Source organism: Puia sp. P3 (genome assembly GCF_050632245.1).
Taxonomy (GTDB): Bacteria; Bacteroidota; Bacteroidia; order Chitinophagales; family Chitinophagaceae; genus Puia.
On sequence record NZ_CP192583.1, the window covers coordinates 7,387,519 to 7,399,865 of the forward strand.

The 12,347-nt window shown below is 53.0% G+C and carries 18 protein-coding genes; 9 read left to right on the forward strand and 9 right to left on the reverse strand.

Annotation, left to right across the window (positions count from 1 at the left end):
* Positions 1-105 precede the first annotated feature (105 nt).
* From ACQ86N_RS46640 to ACQ86N_RS46665, 6 genes are all read right to left on the reverse strand, one after another.
* Complete coding sequence (locus tag ACQ86N_RS46640; protein WP_431213035.1) at positions 106-981, reverse strand: N-acyl homoserine lactonase family protein; 876 nt, start codon at positions 979-981, stop codon at positions 106-108.
* 19 nt (positions 982-1,000) lie between these two features.
* On the reverse strand, positions 1,001-1,288 hold the full coding sequence (locus tag ACQ86N_RS46645; RefSeq protein ID WP_431213036.1) for a hypothetical protein: 288 nt from the start codon (positions 1,286-1,288) through the stop codon (positions 1,001-1,003).
* A 71-nt stretch (positions 1,289-1,359) separates the two neighbouring features.
* A complete protein-coding gene (locus ACQ86N_RS46650) occupies positions 1,360-1,926 on the reverse strand; it encodes a Crp/Fnr family transcriptional regulator (protein ID WP_431213037.1) in 567 nt (188 codons plus the stop codon).
* A 17-nt stretch (positions 1,927-1,943) separates the two neighbouring features.
* Positions 1,944-2,912 carry a hypothetical protein gene (locus tag ACQ86N_RS46655; RefSeq protein ID WP_431213038.1) on the reverse strand — a complete coding sequence of 323 codons (969 nt, stop codon included), beginning with the start codon at positions 2,910-2,912 and terminating at the stop codon, positions 1,944-1,946.
* Positions 2,878-5,079, reverse strand: coding sequence for a glycoside hydrolase family 2 TIM barrel-domain containing protein (locus tag ACQ86N_RS46660; RefSeq protein ID WP_431213039.1), 2,202 nt, complete (start codon positions 5,077-5,079; stop codon positions 2,878-2,880). The genes ACQ86N_RS46655 and ACQ86N_RS46660 overlap by 35 nt, the downstream gene beginning before the upstream one ends.
* A gap of 13 nt (positions 5,080-5,092) precedes the next feature.
* Positions 5,093-5,551 (reverse strand): helix-turn-helix domain-containing protein, encoded by a 459-nt coding sequence (locus tag ACQ86N_RS46665; protein WP_431213040.1) that lies wholly within the window; start codon positions 5,549-5,551, stop codon positions 5,093-5,095.
* 64 nt (positions 5,552-5,615) lie between these two features.
* On the opposite strand from ACQ86N_RS46665, the gene ACQ86N_RS46670 reads away from it, so the two are divergent.
* Positions 5,616-5,849: a hypothetical protein gene (locus tag ACQ86N_RS46670; protein ID WP_431213041.1), complete on the forward strand. Its 234-nt coding sequence runs from the start codon at positions 5,616-5,618 to the stop codon at positions 5,847-5,849.
* Positions 5,846-6,061, forward strand: coding sequence for a hypothetical protein (locus tag ACQ86N_RS46675; protein WP_431213042.1), 216 nt, complete (start codon positions 5,846-5,848; stop codon positions 6,059-6,061). Before ACQ86N_RS46670 ends, ACQ86N_RS46675 begins: the two co-directional genes overlap by 4 nt.
* 178 nt (positions 6,062-6,239) lie before the next feature.
* On the opposite strand, the gene ACQ86N_RS46680 is transcribed toward ACQ86N_RS46675, so the two are convergent.
* Entirely contained in the window at positions 6,240-6,542 is a 303-nt protein-coding gene (locus ACQ86N_RS46680; protein WP_431213043.1) for a DoxX family membrane protein, read from the reverse strand.
* A gap of 167 nt (positions 6,543-6,709) precedes the next feature.
* On the opposite strand from ACQ86N_RS46680, the gene ACQ86N_RS46685 reads away from it, so the two are divergent.
* The 5 genes from ACQ86N_RS46685 (at position 6,710) to ACQ86N_RS46705 (ending at position 9,965) form a co-directional block, all read left to right on the forward strand.
* The gene (locus tag ACQ86N_RS46685; protein ID WP_431213044.1) at positions 6,710-7,549 is read left to right on the forward strand and encodes a phytanoyl-CoA dioxygenase family protein; all 840 of its coding nucleotides are present in this window, start codon (positions 6,710-6,712) and stop codon (positions 7,547-7,549) included.
* A gap of 22 nt (positions 7,550-7,571) precedes the next feature.
* The gene (locus ACQ86N_RS46690) at positions 7,572-7,709 is read left to right on the forward strand and encodes a hypothetical protein (RefSeq protein ID WP_431213045.1); all 138 of its coding nucleotides are present in this window, start codon (positions 7,572-7,574) and stop codon (positions 7,707-7,709) included.
* 2 nt (positions 7,710-7,711) lie between these two features.
* A complete protein-coding gene (locus ACQ86N_RS46695; protein ID WP_431213046.1) occupies positions 7,712-8,038 on the forward strand; it encodes a hypothetical protein in 327 nt (108 codons plus the stop codon).
* Between the two features lie 165 nt (positions 8,039-8,203).
* On the forward strand, positions 8,204-9,598 hold the full coding sequence (locus ACQ86N_RS46700) for an FtsX-like permease family protein (RefSeq protein ID WP_431213047.1): 1,395 nt from the start codon (positions 8,204-8,206) through the stop codon (positions 9,596-9,598).
* On the forward strand, positions 9,588-9,965 hold the full coding sequence (locus ACQ86N_RS46705) for an ABC transporter permease (RefSeq protein WP_431213048.1): 378 nt from the start codon (positions 9,588-9,590) through the stop codon (positions 9,963-9,965). Before ACQ86N_RS46700 ends, ACQ86N_RS46705 begins: the two co-directional genes overlap by 11 nt.
* Positions 9,966-10,114: 149 nt before the next feature.
* On the opposite strand, the gene ACQ86N_RS46710 is transcribed toward ACQ86N_RS46705, so the two are convergent.
* Positions 10,115-10,507 (reverse strand): hypothetical protein, encoded by a 393-nt coding sequence (locus ACQ86N_RS46710; RefSeq protein ID WP_431213049.1) that lies wholly within the window; start codon positions 10,505-10,507, stop codon positions 10,115-10,117.
* Positions 10,464-10,784, reverse strand: a complete 321-nt coding sequence (locus ACQ86N_RS46715; RefSeq protein ID WP_431213050.1) for a class I SAM-dependent methyltransferase — start codon at positions 10,782-10,784, stop codon at positions 10,464-10,466. Before ACQ86N_RS46715 ends, ACQ86N_RS46710 begins: the two co-directional genes overlap by 44 nt.
* Positions 10,785-11,002: 218 nt before the next feature.
* Here ACQ86N_RS46715 and ACQ86N_RS46720 point away from each other — a divergent pair, with 218 nt between their 5' ends.
* Positions 11,003-11,836, forward strand: a complete 834-nt coding sequence (locus ACQ86N_RS46720; RefSeq protein WP_431213051.1) for a helix-turn-helix domain-containing protein — start codon at positions 11,003-11,005, stop codon at positions 11,834-11,836.
* An 81-nt stretch (positions 11,837-11,917) separates the two neighbouring features.
* Positions 11,918-12,307, forward strand: coding sequence for a hypothetical protein (locus ACQ86N_RS46725; protein ID WP_431213052.1), 390 nt, complete (start codon positions 11,918-11,920; stop codon positions 12,305-12,307).
* Positions 12,308-12,347: the final 40 nt, after the last annotated feature.

The window sequence follows — 12,347 nt, forward strand, 5'->3', positions numbered from 1 at the left end:
TTCTTTGATCGGAAAGCCAAGCTGCTCGGAAAAAAGACCTGCGTCTCTTTCAGTCGTGCTGTTTTGAAAACGACCGCTTTCAGTTGGGGATTCACTGGTTTTTGTCTAATTGATCAGATATTCCCGGTTGACCAACCTGTTCCCCGAATTCTCATCGTGTGAGGGCAAATAAATAAGGGGATGTTTTCGGGCATATCCGAGAATATTGCTGTAAGTTCTCCTGGTCTTATCATAGTCGATATTGGACCCGGCAAAGCTGAAGTCCGGCAACTGCTGCTGCTTGTAGGACGTGTCACCCGCGAACAGAATATGCGCACTGTCCGTCTTTAACAATACCGAAGCATGATGATGGGTATGGCCTGGCGTGGGGACCAGTAACAGGTCTTCCGATCTTGTCAGAGGAAATGCGCTGTCAAATTGATCGACCCTGTTTTTCGAAAAGTTTACCAGCGTCGGAGCAAACCATTTTGGATAGGTAGTCGGTAAATTGCCGTAGGGCTTTCTGTATTCGGCTTCGTTGACGATGATCTCATTGCCCGGAAAGAATTTGAGCCCGTCGGTATGATCCCCGTGCAAATGGGTCAATACTACTTTGGAGACCTGGTCAGGTCTGATCCCAAGCCTCAGCAGCTGAGCATCCAATTCGTCATGCTTGCTGATATTTCTCCTGTTGGACATGACACGCAGGGTCAACTTAGACAAAATAGTTTCGTCATTATAGAATTGCCTATGTGCCGATGCTTCAATATCCCCCGTATCGACCACGACAATTCCCTCAGGATGTTCAATGACCCATACCCAAATCGGCATAAAATCCGCGTATCTTTTACCAAAAACGATATTTAATTTACTCATGGGCCCGGCGCCTTTTCGGTCCAGAAAATTCTCTTTCACCGAGATCAGGCCGGTTTGAACAGCATGTACCTTAACTTCCACGGAATTGACGAGAAATGTAGAGGTTATTATATCGTTAGTATTCATTGTAGTTATTTTAAAGTTGTTAAGCCAGGATCGACAGGATCGTAGCGGAGAATTTTTCGGACTCTTCATAGTGCGGCATATGCGCCGACCTTTCAAAAACGGTAAACGTCTTTTCGGCAACCTGCAACTGATCGTAAGACTCCCTCCCCTTTGAAAGTGGTGCCACTGAGATCATTGGCAGCCCCGGATCAGTCTGATCATGGATCAGCTGCGGTGCCCCGATATTCCTTCCCCGGACAGGCAGCCGTTGCCGGGAGTTGTTGATGCCGATCTGCCCGAGATGGGAAATGGATTTCCTGTGTTTCATACTTTGATTATTGAAACACAAATTTCAAACCCGGGAAGGCCAAATCCGTTCACATTTGGTAAGAAAGCAAATTATCCCTCTTTCCTGATCCGGCTGAGGGACTGGGGTTTGATACCCAGATATGCGGCGATATAATATTGAGGTACGCGGGTGATCAGGTCAGGTTTTTCCTTCATGAATTTGTAGTACCGCTGCTTTGCATCGAGCATGGCCAGATCGGCATTGTGCTGCGTCACGGTAAAGAAAACGAGCTGCACCATATGATTCTTGAACAACAGCCAGCGTGGGGACGACCTGACCAGCTGCTCCAAATGCTCTCCGGACAACTCCTGAACCCAGGTATCCTCCAAAGCTTTTATACCGATCTCCGTGGCAGATCCCGAAGTGAAGCTTTTGAGACTGCCGGTCCAGTCGCCCTCCAAAGAAAAATTGCAGGGGATCTCAACGCCGTCATGTATACTATAATGCATCAGGAGCCCCTTGCCGATAAAAGCGACGTGCCGGCTAACCTGCCCTAAATGGAGGAAATGCTCACCCTTCCGGATGAATTTTTCCACCAGGCAACTTTGCAGGCTATCGATCTCCTCTTCGGAAAAAGCATCGATCTTGCGTAGTTGTTGAATTAACGCGTCATTCATAACAGGAATCCATTGACCTATTTCAACCTCAGCTGATACCCGAACTCCGTCTCTTTCGACCTTACCACACACTCTTCCAGCGGCCTTGGCCCGCAGGAGTTGGAACCAACGCCCATCGTCTTCTTGCTTATCACGAGCGTCGTGGCCGTCACCGGCGGCAGATCGATCCGATATTCCGTTTTCTCCAGTTGCTCGTCGGCATAGGGGAGGGCCGACACCTGCAGCAGACCACCCGTCGCTGCCACGCCGATGACGCTGCCGCTGTAGGTGTGAAGAGCGGCCCAGCGTACGTCCTCATGATTACCGCATTCCATCGGTTTTTCATACGGTGTCAGCTGATCCTGTACCGAGCTGGAATACAGCCCGACGTCAAAGCCCTGCTTTCTGTCCCAGTAGTTCTCCATCGGACCGCGGCCAAAATAGTTGAACTGCTTCAGCTCTTTGACCAGCGAAAGCCGGACGCCCATGCGGGCCAGGGCTATCGTCGTATCGCTGAAAGACACCTTATTGTCGGCCCTGATACGGCCGTCGGGACTGATCGTATAGGTTACGGCGTGATGAGCGACAAAGCCCTCTTTGCCCGTGCCCGTCAGCGACGCAGTCAGCCTGACCTCGCCCGAAGGCAGCTGCTCCGTCGCGGTCTTATCCACCGTCCAGGCCAGCTCTTTAATGCCATATTTCACCCAGCCCTTGTCCGCCCACATATCGTCATTGCGATGGGGCGCCCGCCACAGGTGGAGACGGGGGCCGCCTTCGGCTGTGAGCAATTTAGTACCGCCGCTCTCCAGCTGGGAGAAGGTTCCCGTACGCTCGTCGAAGGTTGCGGCGAAACCGTTGCCCCGGATGTCGATCAGATGATCGCCTTTTGTAAGAGTCAGCGTACCGGTATGAGCTGAGGTCCACATGGCCTGTACTCCAGTCCCAGGCAATTCCCACTGCTTTGCCGCAACTTCAAAGCCTGCCGGCGCCCAGGACGCCGCATTCACCAGAACTAAAAGACACCCGAACAAAATACTCGGCACCGGGCTTGCGCGAAATACGGGACAAAGGCAACCCCACGGTCTTCTCCGCTTCCGGCGCCAGATCTCCAACAGCCACAGCACCCGAATCCACGGCCACCCCATCCTCCGTCAGCACCCATTTGCCGGCGAAAGTCCCCAGCCCGACGAACTGATATCGATTATGTACCGTCAGCGACTCACCCGACAGGTTCATCCCAATCCACTGGTAAGCCCGTTTCAGCTCGGGGTAATGAGGCTTGAGGCTGCGGTCGGACGCTACAACGCCTTTATGAATAAAATAATGGTCATTGGGATATTCGCCGAAACCTCCTCCAAAAGCGAGTATCGGATGATCGGCCACTCTTCTGTTGTAAAGCCCCTGATCCTGCCATTCCCAGATGCAGCCGCCCAGCAGTGAAGGATATTTGTCGAACAGCTCATTGTATTCGTCGACCGAGCCCATGGAGTTGAACATGGCGTGCGCGTATTCGCACATATACATAGGTTTGCTGCGGCTGCCGTCGGTGGCAATTTTTTCCAGGTCGCGCAGGTTCGTATACATCCTGCTGTCCAGATCGGCAGGATTGTCCTTTTCAATTCCGAACCCTTCATAGTGCGTCGGGCGTGAAATATCGATCGACTTTATCGCCGCCAGCGCCGCCGCAAAGTTCGAACCTCCCTTGCCGCACTCGTTGCCCAACGACCAGATGATGACCGAAGGATGGTTCTTAAAGTTCTCTACATTCGAGACATTGCGCTCGACGATAGCCGCGCGCATCCTCGGCTCTTCGTTGAATTCGTCCCAGGCGCCATGGCATTCGAGATTGGCCTCGGCCAGCAGGTAGATGCCATACTGGTCACACAACTCGTACCAGCGCGGATCGTCGGAATAGTGGCAGGTCCGGACATGATTACAGTTGGCCTGCTTGATCAGCAGAATGTCTTTGATCATCTGGTCTTCGGTGATGGCATGTCCCACTTCGGGCCAGTGCTCGTGGCGGTTGACGCCTTTTAGTTTTATCGGAACACCGTTGACCAGAAAGGCCCGCCCCTTTAGTTCGATCTTACGGAAACCGGCGAGCGTCGACTCGAGCTCGACCGGCTTGCCATGGTCACGCAGAGATAATACGGTGGTATAGAGGTTCGGCGTCTCGGCCGTCCATTTCCGCGGGTTGGAGACGGCAAACGAGATCGTTACCTCTTTTTCTTCACCAGCTTTTAGTGCGGGTACTGCAACTTCTCCTTCGCCGACCGAATTGGCTCCGTCATAAATACTGGCCGCCAGCTGACGAGCCGGCAAGGACTTGCCGGAATAGTTCTTTATTTTGGCTGACACACGCACGGTGGCATCCTTGTATGAGCCATCCAGGTCGGTATGAACAAAAAAGTCCCTGATATGCTCCTGCGGACTGCTCCACAGGGTGACATTGCGGAAGATGCCGCTGAGCCGCCACATGTCCTGGTCTTCCAGATAGCTGCCCGTCGTAAACCGGTAAACTTCCACTGCGAGGCAATTCTTTCCCGGCACCAGGTAATCGGTAATATCGAAGTCCGCTGCGTTACGGCTGTTGACGCTATAGCCGACCTTCTTCCCGTTGACCCAAATAAAGAAACCCGCGTCCACCCCGTCAAATGTGATGAAGATGCGGCGTCCTTTCCATCCTGCCGGAACGTCGAAGTCCCTGCGATAGCTGCCCACCGGATTGCGCTCTTTGAACGCGGTATATTTCTCCGGCGGCGTGCTCATGATATGCGGGAAGTCTTTCTTGAAAATATAGGTGTAGTTGCTGTAGTAAGGAGTACCATATCCCTCCACCTGCCAGTTGGACGGCACACGGATGAGGTCCCATTTGCTGACATCGTAGTCGGGTTTGTAGAAGTCCACGGGCCGTTCTTCGGGCCTTGACACCCAGTGAAAACGCCACATGCCGTTCAACCGGAGCGCATAGGAAGACGCGGCCCGGTCAGCCTTCTGTGCCTCCGCGAGGTTCGCATAGGGCATCAGCGTGGCGTGGGCGGGTTCCTTGTGGATGCCCAGACACAGCGGGTCTTCGATCTCAGGGGGAAATCCGGTAGAGTCAGTCAGGGAGCCTGCAAAAGTTTTAGCATTCGCGAAGAGGAGGATGGCCAGGAGGACGGTCTTGATACTCATGGCAGCTAATTTACTACATCTGCCCTAATCTTTCCTTCTTTGCCGACTGTTTATACTGAGAGGGGGTCAAACCGGAAAGTTTTCTGAACTGAGTGGACAGATGAGCCGCGCTGCTGAAGCCGGTTTCAAAGGCTATATCGCTCAACGTTAGTTGATCATACGCCAGCAGCTGTTTTACCTTTTCCAGACGCTGCATCATAAAATACCGCTCCACGGTAGTGCCTTCGACGCTGGAGAACAGATCGCTCAGGTAGCCAAAATCATAGGACAGCCTGCCCGAAACGTAACTGGATAGTTTGTATTGCTGCGCGTCGAAGCCCAGCGCCAGATAGTCCCGGATACTTTGTCTGACCCGCCCGATCAGGAGGTGAACGCGGCTCTCGATAATTTCAAGACCCACTGCACGGAGCCTGTCGGCCAATTGCTGTTGCCGGTCGGCTTCGAGCTCCTGTTCAACAGTTATTTTCCCCAAAACGACGTCCGCATCATAGACCCCGACCGAGGCCAGGATATTCCTGACGATTAAATCAACTACAATGTCTCTTTATACGTTTTCAAAAGTCGACCATTTCCCTGCCCTCGAACCGATTCCCGGGCTGCATATCGAAGTGTCCAATGACCCTTTCCTGCTTGCTCTTACGGGCGACCTGGCGGAGGGTGAAGTGGCGAGACGGCTGGCCAGCGAGAATCTTCAGTTTATCGCTTTTGTATACGGCCAACCCGCGGCATTCGGCTGGATGGCAAGGGGAAGGCAAGGATCGGCGAATTGAAACATGAATTTACGCTGCCCGAGGGCAACCGGTATCTTTGGAATTTCCGCACCTCGGCGGGTTTTCGGTATACGGGAAAACTGTATGCAAGAGAAGACGGCCTCGCCGGGTTTGAAGCATCGGTCCTGTCTCCGGAAGAGCAGGACCTCATCCTGTCAATGGGCTTTCATCTCCCGGATGACCCTGCCGCCAGCTTGCTGGAACTGCAGTAGCCCGTGGCTCAGGATCAGGTCTGCCACCTGCTGCTGCACCGCGGCTGGGGGAACTTGTACGGCCCACAATCCGCAGGCGGCGTAGTCTATAACTTCGGCCTCGCGGTGAACATTCCCCGGTAGCAGGCGCGGTAGCCCCAGCCAAGAAGCAAATTCGGGACCAGCAGCAGAACCCCCATCAACCAGCCCGGAAGGGACAAGAAGGAGTATGGAACAGGAACACATTGACGCTGATAGGGAAGAGGACGACCGCCGAAAAAGGCGCGTACCAGTTGGCCAGCAGAGAAAGCCCCCCGACTATTTGTATCACTTTCTGCATCGGATAAAAATAGCCTGCCGCAACGAGGCCGGCTTTGAATACTCCCGCCGCACCGGGATGCAGCGGCGGCTGGTACGGGATAAACTTGAGAAAATAATCGAGCCCAAAGACCAGGTAGAGAAAACCGAGGACCAGACGTGAGACAAGCACGGTAATTTTCATGGGACAAGATAAATAATAATTCCCCATTTTAGCGCTAACTTCATCTAGAGCCATGGCAAGCGCATTCCTTCCCATATTTTATGACCATCATCAAAGTCTAAAGGCCGGCAAACCTCCGGCGGATGTAGAGGACTTCGCGAGCATCGAAGACATTTGGATGGGTATGTATGGCACTGGGGAAATTCGAGACCTATGCATTTATGTATAACGAATGCGCTGACCTGAAACATTTCGAGGAATGGATGGTCCGCTTAAAGGGCGAAAAGCAGCTGGCCGATGCGGCCGCGGCCTTCGATGAGTGGGCGAAAGGAAATGCGATCGATGCGGGCAAGCCCGAAAGCGCAATACTCAGCGAAGAACAATGGCAAAGCTGGGGAGACAAGGGCTTCCTCAAAATAAGCGGACTCGTCGATGGTAAATTATGCGACGCGGTCACCCGTCTCATCTGTTCGAGACTTGGCGCCGATCTTAGCCGGCCCGGGACCTGGTATAACAGCCACCCCGAATGGCATGGGCTAATGCTGCAGGTATACCAGGACGAGAGCATCAATGCTATCAAAACACTGCCAGCGGTCCGAAAGGTCTTTTCAGAGCTTTACGACACGACAAACATCATTCCGAATACCGAGAAAGTTAGCTTTAACCCCCTGGAATCCCCGACCTGGAAATTCGGGCACAATCAATTACACTGGGACATAGATTTTTCACGCCCGAATCTGCAATACATCCAGGGGCTGGTCTACCTCAACGATGTCCCGGAAGACCGGGGGCCTTTAACCGTGGTGCCGGGTTTTCACCAGCGGTTTGAAGAATGGATGCAGACATACCCCGACCCGGACGAGGCAATCAAAAAAATACGATCCACCGTCACCGTCACCGTCGTACCCGGAAAGAAAGGAGACCTCGTCCTCTGGCTGCAAACCTTGCCCCACGCCGCCAGCGCCAATCACTCCGACCTGCCGAGATTTGTTCAATATATCAGTTTCTCAAAATGTTGTGGAATCTGACAGCCCCCGCATCTCACGGGCTATGTCCGACAACCAAATCCGCTCCGCGCTGCGCTCTCTTACCCATCACAAGGGTTACACCGCCATAAATATCCTCGGACTGACCCTGGGTCTCTGCGCCTGCATGGTCATTTACAATGTCGTCAGCTACGAGGTTTAGTTTTGACCGGATCTACCCCCGACCGCGACCGCATCTACCGCGTCGGCGCCCGCATCCGTGAGGACCACGGCAACGGCACCATTGCCGAAGGATACGGCCGGGAGATCCCCGCACCCACGCCCGCCGCCATCCACGCAGAGATCCCTTCCGTCGAAACGATCGCTCCCTTCTATCCTTATCGCGCCGACGTCAGCATCCCGTCGGCAAACCGCAAAATTGCCGCCCCCAATACGGGCGGCGCCATTTCTCGCAACGCCAGACTATTTTGGAGTTTTGACCCATGTCTGGCTCGCGGGCAGCCCGGCGCAGTCCATGTCCCAGCCATATAGTGTAGTACTCACGGAAACCCGGGCACGGGAATATTTCGGAGACCTGCCCGCCAGCCGGTATCTGGGCAAAGCGCTTATTTATGACGACTCTTTGAATCTCCGCGTCTCCGGTGTCATAAGGACTATCCCGGCAACACCGATTTCCCTTTTACCGACTATATTTCGATGTCTACGATCAGTCATAGTTTCTTAAAAACCACCTACCGCAACGATACCTGGCATTTTGACCCCAGGATACCCGGGGTCAACGTCATTATCAAACTGGCGCCTCATGCCAATCCCCGGCGCGACGAGGCCCGGATCAACGCCATCCTCCAGCGCAATATCGGCGGCGACGCGTTTCTGCGACTGCTCAACTACTCACTGGTCCTCCAACCCCTGAGCGAGATTCACTTCGACGCACGCTATGATTTCGACGGCATCCGCAAAGCACACAAGCCCGCGCTGTACGGGCTCGTCGGAGCAGCAGTATTTATATTGTTGCTGGCCGTCGTCAATTTTATCAACCTGTCCACGGCACAAGCCCTCCAAAAAGCAAGGGACCTCAGCATCCGCCGCATCCTCGGTGCTTCCCGTCTGCGCCTTGTCAACAGGTCACTGACAGAGACGGCGATGCTGACCTCGCTCGCCGGAATCATAGCGCTGACACTGGTCCGGCCGGTGTTACGTCTTTTTCATGACTATATCCCCGAAGATCTGCCATTCAACCCGTTTAGCCCTGGCATACTCGGACGTACACTCGCTATCATCACCGGCACCACGCTACTGGCCGGTCTCTATCCCGCGGTCAACAGCACAGGCGCGCGTCCTTCCCAAAAAATCACTATCCGAAGGGTACTCGTCGTCTTCCAGTTCACCATTTCGCTGCTCTTCATCATGGCTTCCTTAACCGTTGGCAAACAGCTCGGGTATATGCTCGATGCCGATATGGGCTTCAACAGCAGCGCTATCCTGACGATCGATAATTTTTCGGCTCAGCCGCAGCAACTCGGCAGTTTTGCACAGCAGGCCCTTCATATTCCCGGAGTGGAACAATACACCCTCCAGAACAATCCGCCCGCCGGCATGCACGGCATGGAGTTTCCGATGAAGGCCGACAACCAGACGGGCTCCATGGAAGTAAGCCTGCAGACGGCGGACCAGCGATTCATACCCCTTTATCATATGCGTCTGCTTGCCGGCCGCAATATCTCCGCCGGCGACAGCCTGCGGGAGTTCCTGATCAACGATACCTATCGCAGGGCGCTTGGCTTTTCCCGCCCCGAAGACGCCGTCGGTCATTTCCTCACGTGGCAGAATAAGACCCGCCCCATCGCCGGCGTCGTGGCGGACTTCCACAACAGCTCGCTGCATGCGCCGATTCCCGCGATGGCCCTGGCGAATATATCCGACTTCGACCATAGCGTGGGCCTCCGCATCACTCTCGGAAATACGCACACACTGCCGCAGCGGCGGCTTTATGGAAGGAGAATTTTCCCGACCGCCCCTTCAGCTACAGTTTCCTCGACGAAAGCATTGCAGATCTTTACAAAAGCGACCGGAAGATGTCGTGGATGGTGAGAGTGTTCACCGGCATTACCATCTTTGTATCCAGCATAGGGCTGCTCGGGCTGATCCTATTTACCGTCGAACGCAAAAGAAGGAGATCAGCATCCGGAAGGTGCTGGGTGCAAGCGTCGCGAATATCGTCTTCTTATTAAATAAGGAATTTATGATATTGGTGGGGATCGCCCTCGTCATCGCATCGCCTATAGCGTTCCTGGGTATGCGCCGCTGGCTGCAGGACTTTGCCTATCGCGTGACCTTGTCCTGGTGGATCTTCGTGCTGGCGGGTCTGATCACCCTTGCGATCAGCCTTCTCACCATCAGCCTTCGCGTCGTCCGCGCGGCGCTGGTCAAACCAACCGACAATCTCCGGTCGGAATAGCTGGGCGGCACCGGGCAGAAATGCAGCGTTTCAAGGACCGATCCCAGCATCTCCGGTGTCGGGAAATTCCTCAGGAATTGACCATTGCGCAAAATAAACCTGTCGTTTCGATCAAATACTATCGGGTTCGTCATCATTGAATAATGCTTTTAAGGTTTGTGAAGGATAAACAGCCGAAATCGATTGACCAGCAAATACCGGTCTTCGCCGAGATAGAAAGGGTCAAGCGCGACACCGATCGCTTCTTCTGCAATTTCCTTTGTGGTGTATTCAGCGGCCTCGGCGGCAGGGGCCGTACCCATAAAACTGTCTATCCCTTCCCGGACACTATGAAATAGCATTGGGCATTCGACGGCTGAGACACTGTCCACCCGAAAGTCATGTGCCTCACAGATGGCCTCGATCGTTCCCGGTTCCGACAGGGCAAATGGACCTCTGCTGCCGGGCGGGGGTGGGAGCACCAGGGTCGCGAGAGCCTTCAGCACCTCGGATGCATCACTAAGTTCGGGCTGGTCCCAGATCGCTATAACCAGCTCGACCACCGATCCGTAATACCCGCCTGGCTTCCTTCAGGGCTTTGTCAGGGCTGGCCGCATACTGTAGCGAATTAAACGCGGTAATTGCGTCAAAACTGTCATTTCCAAAGGGTAATGACTCCGGACCGTCTGCCACACGAACGGTCGCGCCAGTCCTGGCGGCCATCATACTGAACAGACCCGGACGGTGGCCGAAATCCAGCAGGGACCGGCGTTTGGTCAGCTGCAGCTGTTCGAGCGACCGCTGGTAGACCGGAATGAAAAATTGCTCAAAATGCCTCACACAGAAAGGATTGAAATTATTTCGCAAAGGTATTGTCCCCTGCGCAGGGCGACTATGTTCAAAGGTTCATAGTATCGTCTGGAAAGTCCAAAATTGTCCCGGTCCGGATATTTTACGACCTTTAATGGGGATTCGTTGTTATTCACCCCACATATTACCAGGCATCGATCATGTTAAATCTCCTCTCTGTAATAAGATCCACCGATAGATTTCCTAAAATGGAGGTCAGTTCTCTGCTGTTTGTGGAATACACCTGTATGCAGGAAGAGACCAGGTTCGGGATCTGGTCCGACAACAACTATTTCGCTTTCATTTCGTCCGGCAAAAAGATCTGGCGGACCATCTATAATTCCTACGAGGTGTATGAGGGGGATATCCTTTTCATAAAAAAGGGCGCCAATCTGGCCCACCAGTTCTTTGACGATAAGTTTTGTGCCATATTTGTTTTTATCCCTGACGAATTTATCATGGACTTTGTCAGAAAGAATAACGCACTTTTAAATACACAAAAAGACGTTTCAGGTCAGGATGCCGTCCTTGTCGTTAAACCTGACGAGCTGCTTCAAAATTATTATCACTCCATCCAGTCCTATCTGTCGCTGTCCCAGAAGCCGAACGAGCAGCTGCTGATCCTCAAATTCGAGGAATTGTTGTTGAGTTTGTTCGCTAACAAAGACCACGAGGCGCTAACGGACTATTTTGTTTCCCTGTGTCAGGGACAGGAACACCAGATGACCCGGATAATGGAGGCGAATTTCGCTTACAATTTGAAGCTGGAGGAATATGCGGAGTTGTGCAATATGAGCCTGTCGACTTATAAACGATACTTCAAACAATATTTTAAGGTTACTCCCGCCAACTGGTTAAAGAGGAAAAGACTCGACCTGGCCTTTCACAAGCTGATGACCACGGAATCGAGCATCAGCGAGATCTCGTTTGAATGCGGTTTCGAAGACACCTCACATTTTATCAGGGTGTTCAAAGAGAGATATGACCAGCCGCCGCTGAAATATCGCCAGGCCAATTCCAACCGTCTTCCCTCCAATAGTTGAACTCCGTAGTCGATTTATAGGACTTTTCGGTCTATAGCCCGGCGCCCGCCGGGCCTACCTTTGCTGCACACTAATCAAATAATGATGAAAAATGCAGATGCGCTACTGGCGCCGCTAACCGCCGAACAAGCCACAAGGGAATTGCTGGGACGGCATTTAAGATCGTTCAAAGAGAATGACCTCGAGGCGATAGTGAGTGACTACATGGAAGAGTCGGTACTTGTCACCCAAAAACGAACTTACACCGGCATCGCGGAGATAAGGGCCTTTTTTAGCAATCTGATCGTCGATTTCCCTTCGGAGAGCACAACATTCGATCTGGACATACTTGTCGTCTACGATGAAGTGGCACTTATTGTCTGGCACGCGAAAACGCCAACGATCCAGGTCATTGTCGGTACCGACACGTTTATAGTCAGTGGCAACAAGATAAAACAACAGAGTTTTGTCGACATGATGAAATTTGTCTAAATCCACCCATCATAAAGTCCATACAGCACCTGCGCGATAT